At 56.9% G+C, this 17,818-nt stretch carries 17 protein-coding genes, 1 tRNA gene, 1 other RNA gene and 2 pseudogenes; 8 read left to right on the plus strand and 13 right to left on the minus strand.

Going from position 1 to position 17,818, the window contains the following annotated elements:
- Positions 1–3: 3 nt before the first annotated feature.
- From JK176_RS02460 to mraZ, 4 genes are all read right to left on the minus strand, one after another.
- Positions 4–1,995, minus strand: coding sequence for a penicillin-binding protein 2 (locus tag JK176_RS02460; protein ID WP_211586256.1), 1,992 nt, complete (start codon positions 1,993–1,995; stop codon positions 4–6).
- A gap of 81 nt (positions 1,996–2,076) precedes the next feature.
- Complete coding sequence (locus tag JK176_RS02465) at positions 2,077–2,874, minus strand: hypothetical protein (protein ID WP_211586257.1); 798 nt, start codon at positions 2,872–2,874, stop codon at positions 2,077–2,079.
- Complete coding sequence (gene rsmH / locus JK176_RS02470; protein WP_211586258.1) at positions 2,871–3,827, minus strand: 16S rRNA (cytosine(1402)-N(4))-methyltransferase RsmH; 957 nt, start codon at positions 3,825–3,827, stop codon at positions 2,871–2,873. Before rsmH ends, JK176_RS02465 begins: the two co-directional genes overlap by 4 nt.
- Complete coding sequence (gene mraZ, locus JK176_RS02475; RefSeq protein WP_211586259.1) at positions 3,824–4,318, minus strand: division/cell wall cluster transcriptional repressor MraZ; 495 nt, start codon at positions 4,316–4,318, stop codon at positions 3,824–3,826. The genes rsmH and mraZ overlap by 4 nt, the downstream gene beginning before the upstream one ends.
- On the opposite strand from mraZ, the gene JK176_RS02480 reads away from it, so the two are divergent.
- Positions 4,317–4,469 carry a hypothetical protein gene (locus tag JK176_RS02480; RefSeq protein WP_167383443.1) on the plus strand — a complete coding sequence of 51 codons (153 nt, stop codon included), beginning with the start codon at positions 4,317–4,319 and terminating at the stop codon, positions 4,467–4,469. The two genes, mraZ and JK176_RS02480, sit on opposite strands and share 2 nt — an antisense overlap.
- A 138-nt stretch (positions 4,470–4,607) precedes the next feature.
- Here the strand turns inward: JK176_RS02480 and rnpB are convergent.
- Positions 4,608–5,027, minus strand: an RNA gene (rnpB, locus tag JK176_RS02485) — RNase P RNA component class A.
- A 75-nt stretch (positions 5,028–5,102) separates the two neighbouring features.
- On the opposite strand from rnpB, the gene JK176_RS02490 reads away from it, so the two are divergent.
- On the plus strand, positions 5,103–6,098 hold the full coding sequence (locus tag JK176_RS02490) for an alpha/beta hydrolase (protein WP_211586260.1): 996 nt from the start codon (positions 5,103–5,105) through the stop codon (positions 6,096–6,098).
- Positions 6,099–6,121: 23 nt separating this feature from the next.
- On the opposite strand, the gene JK176_RS02495 is transcribed toward JK176_RS02490, so the two are convergent.
- Both JK176_RS02495 and zwf read right to left on the minus strand, forming a co-directional pair.
- Positions 6,122–6,592 (minus strand): hypothetical protein, encoded by a 471-nt coding sequence (locus JK176_RS02495; protein ID WP_174694494.1) that lies wholly within the window; start codon positions 6,590–6,592, stop codon positions 6,122–6,124.
- A 6-nt stretch (positions 6,593–6,598) separates the two neighbouring features.
- Positions 6,599–8,068, minus strand: a complete 1,470-nt coding sequence (gene zwf, locus JK176_RS02500) for a glucose-6-phosphate dehydrogenase (RefSeq protein ID WP_211586261.1) — start codon at positions 8,066–8,068, stop codon at positions 6,599–6,601.
- Positions 8,069–8,344: 276 nt separating this feature from the next.
- Here zwf and JK176_RS02505 point away from each other — a divergent pair, with 276 nt between their 5' ends.
- Both JK176_RS02505 and JK176_RS02510 read left to right on the plus strand, forming a co-directional pair.
- A complete protein-coding gene (locus JK176_RS02505; RefSeq protein ID WP_099286501.1) occupies positions 8,345–8,611 on the plus strand; it encodes a DUF2312 domain-containing protein in 267 nt (88 codons plus the stop codon).
- A gap of 54 nt (positions 8,612–8,665) precedes the next feature.
- Entirely contained in the window at positions 8,666–9,280 is a 615-nt protein-coding gene (locus tag JK176_RS02510) for a hypothetical protein (protein ID WP_211586262.1), read from the plus strand.
- Positions 9,281–9,298: 18 nt separating this feature from the next.
- On the opposite strand, the gene proB is transcribed toward JK176_RS02510, so the two are convergent.
- The 4 genes from proB to rplU all read right to left on the minus strand — a co-directional run bounded on the left by proB (position 9,299) and on the right by rplU (position 12,157).
- Entirely contained in the window at positions 9,299–10,435 is a 1,137-nt protein-coding gene (gene proB, locus JK176_RS02515) for a glutamate 5-kinase (RefSeq protein ID WP_211586264.1), read from the minus strand.
- A complete protein-coding gene (gene obgE / locus JK176_RS02520; protein WP_099286498.1) occupies positions 10,432–11,442 on the minus strand; it encodes a GTPase ObgE in 1,011 nt (336 codons plus the stop codon). Before obgE ends, proB begins: the two co-directional genes overlap by 4 nt.
- Before the next feature lie 100 nt (positions 11,443–11,542).
- The gene (rpmA, locus tag JK176_RS02525; protein WP_062027139.1) at positions 11,543–11,809 is read right to left on the minus strand and encodes a 50S ribosomal protein L27; all 267 of its coding nucleotides are present in this window, start codon (positions 11,807–11,809) and stop codon (positions 11,543–11,545) included.
- 33 nt (positions 11,810–11,842) lie between these two features.
- Entirely contained in the window at positions 11,843–12,157 is a 315-nt protein-coding gene (gene rplU, locus JK176_RS02530; RefSeq protein WP_211586265.1) for a 50S ribosomal protein L21, read from the minus strand.
- A 291-nt stretch (positions 12,158–12,448) separates the two neighbouring features.
- Here rplU and JK176_RS02535 point away from each other — a divergent pair.
- From JK176_RS02535 to JK176_RS15155, 3 genes are all read left to right on the plus strand, one after another.
- Positions 12,449–12,538 (plus strand) — tRNA-Ser (locus JK176_RS02535).
- 717 nt (positions 12,539–13,255) lie between these two features.
- Positions 13,256–13,942, plus strand: a complete 687-nt coding sequence (locus tag JK176_RS02540) for a hypothetical protein (RefSeq protein WP_211586266.1) — start codon at positions 13,256–13,258, stop codon at positions 13,940–13,942.
- Between the two features lie 437 nt (positions 13,943–14,379).
- Positions 14,380–15,495, plus strand: a complete 1,116-nt coding sequence (locus JK176_RS15155; RefSeq protein WP_211586267.1) for a Shedu immune nuclease family protein — start codon at positions 14,380–14,382, stop codon at positions 15,493–15,495.
- A gap of 396 nt (positions 15,496–15,891) precedes the next feature.
- On the opposite strand, the pseudogene JK176_RS02550 reads toward JK176_RS15155, so the two are convergent.
- Positions 15,892–16,685, minus strand: a pseudogene (locus tag JK176_RS02550) (IS5 family transposase).
- A 119-nt stretch (positions 16,686–16,804) separates the two neighbouring features.
- Here JK176_RS02550 and JK176_RS02555 point away from each other — a divergent pair.
- Positions 16,805–17,176 carry a hypothetical protein gene (locus JK176_RS02555; protein ID WP_211586268.1) on the plus strand — a complete coding sequence of 124 codons (372 nt, stop codon included), beginning with the start codon at positions 16,805–16,807 and terminating at the stop codon, positions 17,174–17,176.
- Positions 17,177–17,237: 61 nt separating this feature from the next.
- Here JK176_RS02555 and JK176_RS02560 read toward each other — a convergent pair.
- A pseudogene (locus JK176_RS02560) lies at positions 17,238–17,390 on the minus strand (IS5/IS1182 family transposase); the annotation flags it as partial.
- Positions 17,391–17,818 lie beyond the last annotated feature (428 nt).

A 17,818-nucleotide genomic window follows, 5' to 3' on the forward strand; every position in this document is an offset into this window, starting at 1 on the left:
GGTTCAGTGCTGTGTCTTGGTCTTCGGGGAGGTGGTCTTGGGTTCGTGAGGCTGATTACGCGGGTCTCCGGGGTCATTTCCGGGGCCGAGGGCATGGTACCCGGCGGGAACAACCGGGTTCATCGGAATGGCCAGAGAGGCATCAATGGCATCTTTGTTCGTAAGATCCGGGAACTGGTTCAGGATCGGGCCTACGCGGGAAATGATCTTTTTCACGGTCGGGGCTGCGTTCCAGGCGGCCGTCGTCCAGCCATGGGTCGCAGCGGTTCCCTGCGGGCTGTCGAGCATGACATAGACGGCATAATGCGGGTTGTTCATCGGGAAGACGCTGGTGAAGGCCGAGACGTTGACGTGCTTCAGGTAGCCGCCATGCGCGCCGATCTTTTCCGCAGTGCCGGTTTTCCCGCCGACATAATAGCCCGGAACTTCAGCGGACTTACCGCTTCCCATCGTGACGTCGAGGCGCAGAAGTTTGCGCAGGAGGGCTGACGTCTGTTCAGACAGGACTCTTGTGCCCACAGGCGTTTCAGCGCCGATTTCGTCGCTGTCGGTGCCCGGACGATACGCGACCGGGCGAAGCTGTGCCGTGTCGGCGTCAGGTGTTGGTTTGCTATCGTCTTCGGTGTCGCGGGCCACCAGTGTTGGCTTGAGCAGGATGCCGCCATTTACGGTCGCGGCTGTTCCACGCACGATTGCAAGCGGTGGTTCGGCCACGCCATGACCGAAGCCGACTGTCATAACGGTAGAGATGCCCCAGTTGCGCGAGGCTGGTACGAGCGGTCGTCCGGCTTCGGGCAGTTCGACAGGAACACGGTTGAAGAAGCCCATGTTCCGCAGCCAGTCCTGCTGCCGGGTGGCACCAACATCAAGTGCGATATGCGCGGCGGCGGGGTTTGACGAAAACGCCAGAACGCCGGGCAGCGAGAGCCACGGGGCGAAATGGTCCGTTTTCATGTCCCGGATGGTGAAGCGCCCGACCCTGATCGGAATGGTCGAGAAGCGGTCCCAGATATGAACGACACCAAGCTGAAGGCCCATCGCGGCGGTCTGGAGCTTGAAGGTCGAACCGGGCTCGTACATGCCGGTGACAGCGCGGTTGAAGCGGGCGTCGCTGGGGGCGTGTCCGAAATCGTTGGCGTCATAATCGGGCAGGCTGACCATCGCCAGAATTTCTCCGGTACGCACATCCATGACGATCGCGCTGGCACCGATGGCGGAGAATTCGTCTTTCGCGGCCTGAAGCTCGTCATGCGCGACGGTCTGTACGCGAACGTCCAGAGACAGGCGCAGCGGAGATTTGTCGGAATTCAGGCGCTTGTCGAAATACCGCTCCACACCCGCGATGCCATGATCGTCGATATCGACGCTGCCCATGATCTGTGCGGCGGTCCGGCCCAACGGATAATGACGGCGTTCGCCCGCTTCGAAATAGATGCCCGGAATACCCAGATTATTGATGGCGATTTCCTGAACGGGGGAAATATCGCGCGCCAGATAAACGAACTGTTTTTTAAGCGACAAACGTCGGATCGTCTCATCCCGGTCCAGTTGTGGGAGGACTTTGCGGAGTTTGTCTGCCGCGTCTGCCGGGTCGATCAGTTCCATCGGGTTCGCGTAAACCTGCGCCACGGGCAGCGAGAGTGCCAGCGCCTGACCCGTCCGATCGGTGATGGTGGCGCGCTTGACCGTTGGCAGCACGAAATCACCGGACATTTCCCCGCGCGGATCGCTTTTGGGAATTTCGGGAACCTGCGGGGCGATCTGACGCTTTTCCGGTTCCATCGGCATCAGGACCGTGGCGACGGTCGCTTTGAGCGCTACGGCACCATAAATCGCCAGAAACCCCATTCCGACGCCTAGAAGGCGTCCGTGCATCTGGTCAAGATTCAGGCGGCTGCCTCTTCGTGATGCCGCACCTTTCCGGGGACGTCCTGGCGGGACATCCTGACGCGCGGGGCGCTGCGAACCGGAAGAAGGTGGCACGTCCTGGGGCATCGTGCGGGGGTGCGTCCTGTTGAAGGGCTCGCCCTAAGCTATCCGAGAATGCTGAACGAGCGGTTAACGATGGAAGGGCTTTCAGTTAGCCAACGGCACCGGCGCGGGCAATGCGTCATTTGCATTTGCCAGAGCGGAAAGTTGAGCGTGATGCGCCCGCGGACGCTCTTCCGCAAGGCGGGTCGTCACAGGCGCATGGCTGACATGAACAGTTTGCGGATGCCAGGCGGCCACCATCAGCGGAGTAGGGTGGCTCTCACGATAGCTGATGAGATGCACGTTCGGCGCCGTGTCCGCATGGCTGTGAACGGACACTGTAGTCGGATGCGGAGCTGTAGACGCGAGTTGGACGTCCGCAGTATGGGCATGGGAAGAGTGTGCCGGAATCGCAGCAGGTTTGCCGACGACCGGGGCAGGATGATTTGCCATGGCTATGACCACAGGTCGGGGTGCTGGTGCACTCTGGGCAGGAGGCTGTGTATGCACAACAGGCTGCTGCGGGGCGGGCAGGGGCAGATGTGCGGCTTCTGCGGCCCTGTTGACGACTTCATGCAGTCCTTCGCGAGGATCTGCCGCCTGCGCTTTCGAGCCGGGGGCTGGAAGATGCGCTTCAAGAGACGTCATGCGGATGAACTGGTCCGGCTCCATCGGATGCAGTGCCGGGACGAAACGGGCGGCGAGCGTGTTGAGGCGGTCCGGCTGGTTCAGAAGGGCCCATTCCGTCCGCAGCATGGCGGTCTGGCTCCGCACACGCTGTGTGTCCTGCACGATTTTCGTGATCTGCTGGTCCAGAACCGTAGTCTCATGCTTCTTCGTATAGAGAAACAGGCCGGATCCTGCGGCAAGGACGGCACAGGCGACGGTGAAGGGCCGGATCATGAGGAGATTCCTGAGGCGGGATTACGGACCAGTGCACGCAGACGGGCGCTGCGCGCGCGCGGATTTTCCCGGGATTCCTCGTCCGTAGCGGAGAGGGGGCGGGAATGGAGGAGGGAAAAAGCCGGCGCGTTCTGGCGAAGCGGAGCCGGTTCGTAGCGGGAAGGATTTCCCGTCCGTCCTGCGAGAACAGCCATGGCACGTTTCGCCAGACGGTCTTCGAGGGAATGGAAGGTGACGACCACGAAAATACCGCCCGGCGCCAGAAGGCGCGGCGCTGCTTCCAGAGCCCGCTCCAGTTCGCCAAGCTCGTCGTTCACAGCAATCCGCAACCCCTGAAAGCTGCGAGTTGCGGGGTCGATATTGGCGCGGTCACGGGGAACGCAGCAGCGGATGATATGGGCAAGCTGGCCAGTCGTGGTGATCGGAGCTTCAGCACGGGCCGCCACAACGGCGCGTGCGATGCGGCGGGAGAGTTTTTCTTCGCCGTATCGGTAAAGAATGTCCGCAAGGTCCGCTTCCTTGAGGTCATTGACCAGATCGGCAGCGGAAGGGCCGTCCGAACCCATGCGCATGTCCAGTGGGCCATCGTTCCGGAATGAAAAGCCGCGCTCGGCCTGATCGATCTGAAAGGACGAGACGCCCAGATCCAGCACGATGCCGTCAAACGGGCCTTCTGCACCGACCAGAGCTTCCATGTCACCGAACGTGCCCTGATGCATCCGCAGCCGTCCGTTGGCCTGTACGGCCATGGCGTTTCCGCGTTCGATGGCTGCCGGATCACGGTCGATGCCGTCGAGGGTGCAGTCAGCAGCGTTCAGAATGGCACGGGCATAGCCGCCGCCGCCGAACGTACCGTCCAGATACCGGCCACCAGCGCGGGGTGCTAGGGCTTCGAGCACCTCGTGCAGCATGACCGGGACGTGGCCCGAGTGAACCAGAGTGATCGCGTTCATTCGGCTGCTCCCGCAGTGTTTGTAGCGGCGGGCGCGCTGATGGGGCGACGGCTCGTTGCAAGCGTTTTTGCACGGCTGCGGGCGGCCTGACGACGCTCTTCGGCAGCGGCGGGATGCCAGATCTGGAATGTCCGTCCCAACCCCATGAAAGAGACTTCATCCGTCAACGCTGCGTGGTTGCGCAGGGTTTCGGGAAGAATGATGCGGCCTTCCTTGTCGCTATCCAGCGGATAGGCATCCGCGTAGAGGCTGGCGGCCAGATCTTCGTGGTCTTCCGAAAACGGGTCGTATTCGTCAAGCGGAGTGGCAAGGGAGGCGAAAGCGCCAGCCGTCCAACCCTCAATGCATGGGTGGAGATGGGACGGGCGGAGAATAACCAGCGGGTCGCCCGGCTGGGCCTGAGATTTCAGAGCAGCACGGAAAGGTGCAGGAATAGAGACGCGTCCCTTGGCATCGAAACGGTTCTGATGCGTGCCGAGGAACATGCTCATGAACGATGTGCCTCCTTCCTGCATTCAGAAACCGGGTATTCGGCTGCTGATTATTTGGCTTGGTCTTTATTGGGATATCATGGGATTTCATGGGACGTCAAACACATATCGCCAAAAAACCGCAGAAAACTGCGGCATTTTCAAAAGTTGAAATGTGACAAAAATTTTTGCTGTTTGTTAGGGTTTATCAGGGATAATCGCGGAGGCGGATCTATACCTGCCGTTATTTGTTCTGTTTTTGTTCTTCTTTGGGGGAGGGGACAATTACTGGAAGAACAGATTTTCAGAGGGTGCCAGACGGCCTGTAAGCCGGGTTCTGTCCGCCCGAAAGCGGGACGATCATTCCTCTGGGACCTGCATTGCTGCAGGCCTCACGCAACCAACCCGAACGACGGGGCGAGAAGCCCCCGGCTTCCTTGCGGAAACCTGCCGTTCCTATTCGGTCTTGCTCCCGGTAGGGTTTACCGTGACCATCGCCGTTGCCGGAGATGCGGTGCGCTCTTGCCGCACCGTTTCGCCCTTACCCGCAACGTATTTTCCCCGCGATAAATCGCTGAAAAAACAGTCCGGCGGGCGGTCTGTTTTCTGTGGCACTGTCCCTAGGGTCGCCCCCGCCGGCAATTAACCGGTACCGTTTTCCCGTGGAGCCCGGACTTTCCTCCCTGTATGCGATCCTCATCGCACACACAGCGATCGTCCAGCCGTCTGGCGGGGCAGACACTGCTCCGGGACGCCTGCGGGGTCAAGGGCAGACTTTTACTGATGACCGGAGCATAAGGGATAAATGCGCCCGACCCTGACATTGCGGATCTTCCTGTTCTGGCTGGCCCGACAGAGCCGCAGACGTGGTGTTGCACCGCGAACAGTCGCTCTTGACGAAATTCCGCCCATCCCTGCCCCACAGCCTTCTGTGGACGTCCTGCGACAGATCCGCCGTGTGACGGGACGGCCAAGTTTTCCGGTCAGTCTTTCGTCGCTGCGGATCCGGCGGTGGCGTGAGATCCGTGTTCCCGGAGCGGAGGGAGAGCGGAATGCCCGTCTGTACCGGCCACGGGGGAAAGTCAGAGGTATTGTGTTGTTTCTTCACGGCGGTGGATTCGTGCATTGCGACCTCGTCTCGCACCATGGAATCTGCTGCCGCCTTGCAGCGTCTTCAGGGGCGATGGTGCTGTCGCTGGATTATCGTCTTGCGCCCGAGCACCGTTTCCCGGCTGCTCTGGATGACACCAAAGCCGCGCTGGAGTGGATTTTCGCGACTGTGCCGACTGATGTGCCTGTGGCTGTGGCGGGTGACAGTGCGGGGGGCAATCTTTCCGCCGCGCTCACGCAATGGGTGCGGGCGCGGGGATCACGCCCGCTCAGCGCCCAGCTTTTGTATTATCCCGCCCTGAGCGGTCCGTTTGTTCCACCGTCCCGTCAGTCTTATGCGGACGGGTACATGCTGAGTGTGGAGCTTCTGTACTGGTATTGCGGCCAGACGCTGGCGAGTCCGGAGCAGCTTTTCGATCCGGAATTTTCGCCATTGCTGGCTGACGATTTCGAGACTCTGCCACCCGCTATGATCGTCACTGCGGGGTTCGATCCACTCAGGGGCGAGGGCGAACTTTATGCCCGTCGCCTGAATGAGGCCGGGGTGCCGGTTGTGCTGAAAAACTTCCCGCGCATGATTCATGGTTTCCTGAACGGCTATGCGCTGTTCCGGGATGGGCGGCGGGCGTTGAGAGAAGGGGGACTGTTTCTGCGCGAGGCTTTTGCGCAGGAGAAAAACAGAGCGTCCTAGGGCGCTCCGTTTTTTAGAACACCTCAGAGAGGCAGATCGTGGAAGGAGCCGGGCGTTCCCGCATCGGTCTGTACCGTCCGGTCAGCCCGGTTGATCTTCAGGCTGAACAGTTTGTCGGCTGATGGCTTCTCGCCGGGGCAGCCATTACCGTGGCGTCCGAGAACGTCCATCGTCGGTGTATTGTCGGACGCGCTGCCGTTAACGACGAAGACGAGGCAGTTGCGTGGCAGATCCGTCAGATTGTCCTTCACCACTGCAAGACGGAGATGTTCCACCAGAGCGGTGTTATCGAACCAGCTCAGCTTGCTGAACGTGATCTTGTCATAAGACATGTCCAGCAGTCCGCTCCGGACTGCGATGAACATGAGCAGAAAAGCCGGGATGACCACCAGAAGCCGCCGCAGCAGAAGCTGTTTGAAGCTGCGGGGCTGGCGGCGTGTATTTTTGCCAGGCGCGCGGCCCAGACGGGGCGTTGCGCTTTTATCATCACTCAAATGTGGTCACTCCGAGGCTTCGTGCCAGGTGTCGCCATGCTCGGCAAGCAGACGGGTCGCCTGCTCCGGACCGTAGGAACCGGCGCTGTAGGTCTGCATGGGTACCTTATTATGCTTCCACGCATCAAGGACCGGTTCAGCCCAGCGCCACGCCGCTTCGACTTCGTCGCGACGGATGAAGAGGACCGGATCGCCCCGAACCGCGTCAAGCAGCAGCCGCTCGTAGGAGTCGGGGAAGGGCATGCCACCTTCCATGCGGATGGAGGTGTCCAGATCCGCCGTGTGGAGGTTGAACACGTCCAGCGCGGGGTTCTTGACGTTCAGGCGCAGTTCCACACCCTCATTGGGCTGGATACGCAGCACGAGGCGGTTGCTGGCGGGAGTGGCACCGAACATCGTGGTCGCAGCCGGGCGGAACGTCACGACGATTTCGCTGACCTTGCGGGCCGAACGCTTGGCCGTACGGATATAGAACGGTACGTTCTTCCAGCGGGGCGTATCCACCCAGGTCCGGACTGCGGCAAAGGTTTCCGTGGAGCTGGGGGTGCCCAGTTCTTCAAGATAGCCCGGAACATTCTCGCCGCCGATCACGCCAGCCGTGTACTGCGCACGCACGGTCTCGCTCGCTGCGCTAGCTTCGGTGATCGGGCGCAACGCATTCAGAACCGCCAGCTTGGCGTTGCGGACGGCATCGGCCTCAAGGGAATCCGGCGCTTCCATGGCGACCAGACACAGCACCTGAAGCAGATGGTTCTGGATCATGTCGCGCAGTGCGCCTGACGTGTCGTAATAGGCGGCGCGACCTTCAACGCCGACCGTCTCGGCAGCGGTGATCTGCACGCTCTCGATATGCTCTGCTGACCATGCCGCATTGATGAGCGGGTTGGCAAAACGCAGCGCAAGAACGTTCTGGACCGTCTCTTTCCCGAGATAGTGATCGATCCGGTAGATCTGCTTTTCCGGGAAATACTGGCCCACACCGTCATTGATGGCGGTTGCGGTCGCCATATCCGTTCCGATGGGCTTCTCAAGCACCACGCGCGAGTTGGCCGTGATCAGCCCATACCGGTGCAGATTTTCGCAGATGCTGCCGTAAAGCTGCGGCGCGGTTGCGAAATAAAAGACCCGTACCCGGTCAGGCTGCGCCTTGGCGAACAGGGACGTCAGGCTGTCCCATTGCTCGCTCTGGCGGCTGCTGTCGAGGGTCACATAGTCCAGACGGGCCAGAAAACGGTCCACCAGTCCGGGGCTCAGGACATCCGAAGGAAGGAAACGCTCGAGCGCCTCACGGGCACGCGCGACATAGGCCTCACGGCTCAGCTCTGTCCGGGCGGCTCCGATGATGCGGGCATCATCCGGAATCTGCCCCAGCCGGAGGCGGTTATAGAGCGCGGGCAGCAGCTTGCGCATCGTGAGATCGCCAGTGGCGCCGAAGATGACATAGTCGAAAGGTTCGACCTGCTGAAAATGTTCCATGGGAGACTCTCTGACCTCTCGAACCCGCAGACCGGGAAAAAAGGGTTAAGGTTCAGGCCGTTTCAGGCACCGTCTAGTTCCCTGTCGGGGGGCTTTCTGTCAAGGGATGAGCCGTGCACGACATCGGGAGAAAAGCTTCGTCATGTTCACGCGTTCATGAAACGTGCGCATAATTCCGTTGACCGTCCGACCCTCATCACGATAAGCCGCGCGGCGGATGCTGTGTTTGCGCAGCGTCGGCAAAACATAGCCCAGACGACATAAGGAAACCGGACCATGGATGCAGAAATCAAGAACGAAGGCGCTGCCACGGGCGGGATCGCTGCGGACCGTCTGCGCTCCATCATCGAGCGTGTCGAGCGTCTGGAAGAGGAGCGCAAGGCTCTGGCTGGCGATATCAAGGACATTTTTTCCGAAGCCAAATCGGCCGGATTTGACGTAAAAGTCATCAAGCAGATCATCCGTCTGCGCAAACAGGAGCCTGCGGAAATCGAGGAACAGGAAACCCTGCTCGACATTTACCGTCGCGCCCTTGGAATGTAATTCCGGCCGCCGGACAATCGAACACGCCACTTTCAGACGGGACCGGGCCTCCTCATGATGTCTGATTTTTCATGGCTGCCAGGCTGGGCCTTCGGGTGCCTGGTCGTGGTGGCCGCACTGTTTGGGCTGGCACTGTTGTGCATGCCGTTCGCTGTGTTCGGCACCAAGCCCCGGCTGCAGGATCTGGAGTTTCAGATCGCCGAGATGCGCGCTGAACTCCGGGCCCTGAACCTGCGCCTGGCTGTTTCGAGCCGTCCCGACAGTCCTTCTGCTGAACCAATGGCACAGGCCGTCACAGCATCTCAGGAGCGCATGACGCGGATAGATGAAGACTATCTGATGCCCGCACATACCCTGCGTCCTGATCTGCCGTCCTATGAGGATGGTCCTGGGCAGAGTGGCTCGGGGCAGGGCATTACGGGACGGGCAGACCCTGAGACCCTGCCGCGCCGGGGTTTTAAGGCGGCATCCACTCCAGCGAGAGACGACCTGCCTAGTGCGCCCGAGCGGGTCTGGTCGCGCGCGCCATGGGAGCAGGGCGCAACAGAGACTGCGCGCCAGCCTCTGAGTCGCGCCATTGACAAGAAGCAGTCCGCAAAAACAGTTGCGGAGAGTGACGCTTACCAGCCCCGTTCCGAACCCAAGCTGCGCTGGCCCCCAAGGGGCTGAACAGCAGGGCAGGGCGTGTCAGGGATGATCGAGAGCCAGATCATCCCGATGAATTAACGCATCCCGGCCGCGATATCCCAAAAGCTGTTCCATTTCACCGGAGCGGTGTCCGATCAGCTTCTGACTCTCATCCGAGTCATAGCCAATCAGGCCACGCCCGATCACATTGCCTTCAGCGTCGCGGATGGCGACAAGATCGCCGCGTCCGAACATGCCCTCAAGGCTGGTTACGCCTGCGGGAAGGAGGGAGGCGCCCTCCTGAAGAGCGCGGCATGCGCCTGCGTCAATTGTCAGTGAGCCTTTGGGGTGGAGGCTCCCGCCAATCCAGCGCTTGCGGGCTGAGCCTGCATCGGTCTGAGCCAGGAACCATGTGCAGAGGCCTCCATTTTGCAGTCTGCGCAGCGGATGGTGTTCCTGTCCGGCTGCGATGACCATGTTCGCACCGGCGCGCGTTGCAATCTTTGCAGCCAGAAGTTTTGTTCGCATTCCGCCTGACGAATAGCCGGGTGGCGGCTCGCCCCCCATGGCCATGATGTCGTCGCTCATCTGTTCGACCACGGGAATATGGCGTGCAGACGGGTCCTGTCGGGGGTCGGCCGTATAGAGTCCGTCAATATCGGACAGCAGTACCAGACAATCCGCACCCGTCATCTGGGCAACACGCGCGCCCAGACGATCATTGTCGCCGAAGCGGATTTCGCTGGTGGCGATGGCATCATTTTCATTGATGACCGGCACGCAGCCCAGATCGAGCAGTGTCTGGAGCGTGGCGCGGGCGTTGAGGTGGCGCTCACGGTTTTCCGTATCGTCCGGCGTCAGGAGAAGCTGTGCCGCGACCAGATTGTGGTCCGCCAGCGCTGCACTCCAGCCCTGTGCCAGTCCGATCTGCCCGACACTGGCCATCGCCTGTTTTTCGTCCAGACGTAGTTTGCGGGACGTAAGGCCAAGACGATGCCGGGCAAGAGAGATTGCGCCTGACGAGACCACAATAACCTCAGCGCCCTGCGCGCGCAGGTCAGAGATGTCGGCGCAAACACTCTGCAGCCATTGCTGGCGCAGGGTCGCGTTTGCTGAATCGACCAGAAGCGCGCTTCCGATCTTAATGACGATCCGGCGGGCCTGCGCCAGATGAGGAGCACAAGCCGCAGCGGTCATCCCTGCCGATCCTGTTTGGCGGCCGTGACACGATCCTGAAGCATCCGGAGCAGTTCGGGCAGGCCTTCCTGCGTCGCGCCAGACAGCATCAGTACTTCGGCTCCGGATGCCTTCGCCAGTGCCCGCTTTTTGGCGGAACGCTGCGTGGGCGTCAGGGAGTCGCATTTGTTCAGAACGATGATCTCGGGCTTGGCTGCAAGCTCCGGATCGTAGGCCTCAAGTTCTTTGCGGATCAGGCGCCAGTGCTTGACGACCTGACTTTCCGTCCCGTCGATCAGGTGCAGGAGCGTCGCGCAGCGCTCCACATGCCCCAGGAATCGGTCCCCAAGGCCCGCGCCTTCGCTGGCACCTTCGATCAGGCCGGGGATGTCGGCGATCACGAATTCTTCGGTGTTGTTCAGGCGAACTACGCCGAGCTGGGGGTGCAGGGTCGTGAACGGGTAATCGGCAATTTTGGGGCGTGCACGGGACGCGACGGAAAGAAGCGTGGATTTGCCCGCGTTTGGAAGGCCCACAAGGCCGATATCGGCAATCAGCTTGAGGCGCAGCCACACCCAGCGCTCTTCACCTGGCCAGCCTTTATCGGCCCGGCGTGGCGCACGGTTGGTGCTGCTTTTGAAGTGGGTATTGCCAAGGCCGCCATCACCGCCGCGGCACAGAAGGACTTCCTTACCCTCGGCGTCGAGATCGGCCAGCAGGGTTTCGCGATCCTCGTCGAAAATCTGCGTTCCAACCGGGACATTGATAGTAACATTTGCAGCGGCAGCACCAGTCCGGTTGGAACCTGCACCATTGCCGCCCTTACGGGCCTTGAAGTGCTGCGTGTAGCGGAAATCGATCAGGGTATTCAGGCCGGGGACCGCGCGGAAAAGGATATCGCCACCACGCCCACCATCACCGCCGTCCGGACCGCCATATTCGATGTATTTCTCGCGCCGGAATGCGATCACGCCGTCACCGCCGTCACCGGAACGCACATAGATCTTGGCCTGGTCGAGAAACTTCATCGTATTGTCCGAAAGAATAAGGTGAGGGGCGCTTTATACGCAAAAAGGCCGGTCCCGAACAGGACCGGCCCTTTCTGCTCGCGCTGGAACAGCGGGCTGCTTATTCAGCGGCTTCCGGCAGTGCCACGGAAACGTGGACGCGGCCTTCTGCGCGGCGCTGGAACTGCACATGGCCGTCCACCAGAGCGAACAACGTGTGGTCGCGACCGATGCCGACATTGGCGCCAGCCTTCATCTTCGTGCCGCGCTGACGGACGATGATGTTGCCTGCGATGACGCTTTCGCCACCGAATTTCTTCACACCCAGACGACGACCTGCACTGTCGCGTCCGTTACGGCTCGAGCCGCCTGCCTTTTTTTGTGCCATGACTGTTTGTCCTTACCTAAAGTGTCTGGCCAATCAGGCCGCGTTGATCGCGTTGATACGCAGGACGGTCACCGGCTGACGGTGTCCATTCTTGCGGCGGCTGTTCTGACGGCGACGCTTCTTGAAGATGATCACCTTCGGCAGACGATCCTGAGCGACGATGGTTGCCGTCACGGTTGCGCCAGCAACCAGCGGTGCGCCAACGGTCACGGTGCCTTCGCCGCCAACCATCAGGACGTCGGTGAAGGTGATGGTGCTGCCGGCTTCGGCTTCGAGCTTCTCGACCTTGAGGATGCTCTCGGGAGCAACGCGATACTGCTTACCGCCGGTGCGGATGACTGCGTACATTCTGGAAACTCTCTCTGTTCCGATCTCGTGGTCGCTGCTGCCGAGTGGTCCCGGTCTGGCGCGACCCAGTCGCTTTTTGTCGTTGGCTCCAAGGCGACCACTGCAATGCGGTCGTATGGAACAGCCGCGGTCGATACAGATATGAAGGCTTTCAGTCAATCAGAAACGACTAAAAAACCGCGCTGCAACCATATTTCTCGCAGGAAGGCGTTTCTACCCTCTTGCAATATCGGATAAAGCCCGTCATAAGCCCCTCCGTCGATCAGGTTCAGCGCAACAGCAGAGCCGTACGGAGAGGTGCCAGAGTGGTCGATCGGGGCGGTCTCGAAAACCGTTGTGCCTTCGCGGGTACCGTGGGTTCGAATCCCACCCTCTCCGCCAGATAAATCAAAAATTCCCAGATTTTTCAGAGAGTTATCTGATTTATCGAAATCCATCCCACCTTGGGTCCCATCTTAAAAAATGCGTCATCATGCGGCGCTCGGACGCGATATGCGTCGTCCTGTAAATTTATCGACGCGACCTGCTGACTGAAATCCTGTCCTTCCCAGAGGCATCAAGATAATCTGAGGCAGCAACCGAAGTAGCAATCCGCGAAACCTTGCTCAGAAATATCTTGAAATCGTCGCCCGTGTTCAGCTAACGTTCTCTTGTTGGTTGACACTAAAGTATAGAAGACTTCTTACAGGGGAAGTGCACTACCTGCTTCTGATCGAAGCAGCAATTTTGCAGAATCCTGAACGCCCAAAAAACCAAACGAACCACGGTGTCATCGTTAGTTCCGCAAGGGACATGTTTGGACGGGCGTATCATGGAATCTATATTGGCGAGTCGTCTTTCGGATGACTTTTTTATAAGCCGTCGCGAAGCCGCGACACGGCTCTGTGTCTCTCTCTCAACAATTGATCGGTATGTCGCCGCTGGGGTTCTGCAGCGCTACAAGATCGGACCGCGTCGGACGCTCTTTCGGCTACGCGACGTCGAGCATCTCGTCCGTCGCGACGATGTCGGCTTTCAGGCACCTGCGCCAGTGCGCTTGAGGCCGGATTTCTAGTCATCTCGCCCCTTTAGGGCCAGATCCCCGCAAATCCCGCTTCAATGCTGAAAGTCGCCCCGATGTTTGATGTCGTTGAAACAGAATTTTCTTGGGAAGCTCCCTGGAGCTCTCTTGAAGTCAAAAATGTTGCCCAGGATTTTTTCTACTGGCTTCTCACGAATGTCTTCAGAGGCCCCACGGATGGAACTTATACCGATCCTGATCACCCGCAGGCCAGTTGGTCACTGTTGGACATTTCCAAAGCCATCGAGCGCTCTTTGCCGCGTAATATCGGCGCAAGGTGGTCCCGCGTTTATTTTGAAAGCCCAAATTTCTCGGACAGAAAAATAGATGAAATCATAGAGAGGCTGACACTGCGACAGCCCCATTCGATAACTAGGGGCCCGCACTTTTGGGCACAGATAGATGCGCTCATGGAATTGCTGTTCGCCCGGACATCCTTCTGGTCTGATGCATTGACACTGGATGACCTTCTTCCGCAGCTGACATCAGGCCGAATGATCCAAGTTTATGACGAATACCGGAAGGCAGGTCTGCCACTCAATGTGATTGCAGAACACGTTCTCTTTTATAAAAGACCAATCCGATCCGATGAGCAGCGCGATGTTGCTCGCGCTTTGAGGGATCTTGGTTGGACACAGCATCGCACGGCTAAGGCCCGGCTTTGGATAGCGCCCCCTGATTTTCCATCGCGAGACCGAAACAAGCCCCGATGGCATCACAGGTGAAGCTCCTTTGAGGCGCAGTGGAGAGCAGCAAGCTGGCGGCCGCCGTAGAAGCAAATCTGACACCCCTAAGTTGTCAGGTATTTGGGGGGGGGGGGGAGAACGGAAGGTCTGGTTTGAAATGTAATAACATTGAAGCGGACATTTCTCACTCATGTTGCCCGAGTAAAAGGAGGCTCTTCCGCTATCTTGCTACCCCATTATGTCGCTATCCGGCACATACTGTTCTCCAAGCATAATGATGAACTAGAATTATCTGGCTCTGTAAGGCACTGGCAGCCTTCAGGCTATTTCACTATCATGATCGGAAAATACTATCGGAGTACGAGATGCTTAATTTCAGAATTACGAGCAAGTGTGTTACACTTGAGTATAAATCAGGTGTATTAAATAATAATAACTGGGCCTGGAGTGAACTATCCAAATCCGGATCTGTTACGGTGTCGAATACTTTTCATTTCCTTCTAGCCGATCTTATTACTTCCCCCACGCCAAAACAAAATTTCGACCTGTATACATATGAGTTCTCATTGGGAACTCTACACGGGACTTACATCATAATCCCCGGAAGAAAAATAAATATCAAACAGGATCTATGGATCGACCAAAGTATAAATCTAAAGAGATCGATTTTTACGGCAGAGCGTAATGTATCAATATTTGGTCGACTTTCGGGTCTTATTGATCATAATGGGCCCATCGTAATAGGAGGAATAAACACTAACGCCATTCCGCAAGATGTATTTGAAGAATTACTTAAAAAATTTCCCAATACCTATGAGCTCAATCGATATGCCGAAGCGCGAGTACACACAATTCTATCGCAATATCTGGACGGAATGAAGGATGCACAAGGGCGCTACGAGACATATCTCAATAAGAAGTCAGCACTCACACACACCACAAAGATTGACTTAGATGAAATAAAAAAGCTGGAGATTGAAAAGTATATATTAATTCGTGATCTGATAAGTGATGCTCTTTCTACCAAGCAAGACTGGCCTGAAGGAGATTGGCAGAAACTTATGTCATCTTTCTTGCTTCTCCTGTTTCCAAAATATATTAAAGTTCTAGAAAATGTGACTATTTACGACTACTATAGCAACCCTCCAAATAAAACTGATCGCTATCTTGACATCGCTCTTGTTGATTCCAATGGTAATCTTGATGTGATCGAGATAAAAAAACCTTTTGAAAACAAAATTCTTCGCAAAAGTCTTTATCGTAGTAACAGTATACCAACCTCTGAACTGAGTGGTAGCATAATGCAGGCAGAGAAATATCTTTTCCACCTATCAAAATGGGGTGTCAAAGGGGAAGAGATACTCACTAAAAAATACGCTCCGGAGCTTCCATCTGGTATGAAAATCAAAATATCCAATCCTAAGGCCATAATCATCGTTGGCCGCGACCAAATTAAGGGCAGCAATATGACTGGTAGTCAATTGCTAGATTTCGAGATAATTAAGCGGAAATATGCGAACATGATGGATATCATCACATATGATGATCTGCTACGCCGGCTCAATAACACCATTGCCGCGCTTGGAATGTAAATGATGCAAAGCTATGGGGCGAATTTATATTTACCCGTTATTATCAGTCTTTCACCAAAATAAGCGGCTTTCCTCGAACATAATCCGATTAATCTGACTCATATCCCGTAGTGACGAAGCAGGCATGCGACATGCCTGTGACAAACATCATCAATTGCGCCGCACACCGCGTCCCGGAGTGTGTCATGGGTTCGGGACGCTGCTCGTCTGATCCACGCCTTCATCTGGGCGAAGATGTTCTCGATAAGGTTGAAGTCGGGCCCAGAGGGCCAACAGCAGAGCCATCAGAATGGCGGCATAACGACAACCGGGTATAGCTTATTCAAACCCAAAAACTGTCCGAACAGACGGGACCACCTCTCTATATTCCATATTTCTGAGAGCCTGTTTGGAAAATCACGAGTGAACATTTCTGCGCATGAGATTGGCGCCCATGGCGACGAAGATCATGGTCTGTGACACGTCGACGCGGCGCTCGTAATCACGTACGAACCGCTGCTAGCGGGTCATCCAGCCGAAAGTCCTCTCGACCACCCAGCGTCGCGGCAGTACCTCGAAACCCTTTGTTCCGTCGCGGCGGCGGATGATCTCGACGATGAAATCCAGATAAATCGCCTTGTCCATCAACTTCAGGCGGTCATAGGCGCCATCAGCGAACAGATGCTTCACCCAAGGCCAACGCTTGTGGATCGCATCCAGGACCATCCGCCGCCGCGACTGTCGGAGATATCGGTCGGGGTCAGATTGACCATCAGGAGGCGCCCGTCCGTATCAACGGCAATGTGGCGCTTGCGTCCGACGATCTTCTTGCCTGCATCGTAATCCTTTTGTCTTTGCATGAGGCGCCTTGATGCTCTGGTGGTCGATCACCAGAGCTGTCGGACTGGCCTCGCGGTCTGCCTGCTCTCGGTCGAGCATCAGTTCAACGTCATGGATGGTCTGGAACAGGAACCGTCGCGCCAGTTCCCGAAGTGAATCGGCAGCCTGCGCCAACCGCACCCTGGACGAACAAGATAGCGCAACGCGTTGAACACCTCACGGAATTCGACCTCTCGTGGGCGGCCACGACGCCCAGGGCTTGGCGTCAATTGCGCGATCCGCTCCCATTCCTCGCCCGTCATGTCAGACGGGTAGCGTTTCGTCTTGCGGGTGATCCTGGCCATCCGGCCCCTCTGCTCTGGCGTCCACATCCAGAGCTTGAATCACATCAGACCGTTTTTCCAAACAGGCTCTGAAAGGAATTGCATTCCGTTCCATGTTCTATAATTGTCATAGATCAAGTATATTTTGAGTTTTCTAGGAGAAAAATATGAGCGATAATTCTAAAGTTTTACTCGCAAAAGCCCATGATGTTGTGGACTGCGCATTGACGAAATATGAGAATGGTCAGCCGATTCAACACTCAGAAGAAACAACGAAACGAATTAGTTATTTTATGGATGAACTCAAAAAAATACTAGATGAAAAAATATCAGATATTAATGAATCTGACGAGCCTACATTCAATCAAAAAATTAAGGATGCGTGTAGGGCTTTGAGTCCACAAATTGTCAAAATAAGAGTTCCATTTTTGGACAAATGGGTACCGCCTACGATTTTTGCACAAGTGTCTGATACGTCACGAGAGGAATATGCCACAGCTAAAATGGATTACGTTCGCAAAGTTTTTAACGCGCTATAATATTCATATAATGAAATAAATCCTGCTATCTAATTGATTGTGGGTTTCTCCAGAGCCTAAATCAGAAACCTGTTTGATTGATTTTCTGCAGCACCCTCCGGATATGGGCAATCATCAACCACGCGTGGGATAATAAGATTGTTGCCTCGACAGCCTTCGTGAGGCGACGGCAGCGTCCGATCCATGAGCGTTTCGGCAGGCCGACGAAGCTTTTACCAAAATGAGAACTATAGCAGGCATTAGGCGGCTATGGCGTAAGCATGATGCCCATCTTCATCGGGCCCGGCACGCTTGGCGACATTTGAACTTCGACTGAGCAGAATGCGTGCGCCAGTCCGCCCCCCCCCGCCTTTGCCGACAGAGCGGGGATGATTTATATCGGCTTCTGGGAAAACTCTCCCATCGCCTGTATGACCGAGATGAGGCGTAAGCGGACCTGCTGTTTTCGCCTACATCTAAGACATGCAGCTGCCCGGATCGCTCTCTGCATAGCGGACATGATAAGTGTATAGTCGTGCCGCCCACTTGTGCTTAGGGCATCGCAATCAAAACAGTAAACGTTTTCGACCGAAGTGGCGGTCGTGTCGGTTTTCGCACAATCTAGGCAATCTACCCCGTTATTTATGCCGAAGACTTGCATCT

The organism is Gluconobacter sp. Dm-73, assembly GCF_018256215.1.
GTDB lineage: Bacteria > Pseudomonadota > Alphaproteobacteria > Acetobacterales > Acetobacteraceae > Gluconobacter > Gluconobacter cadivus.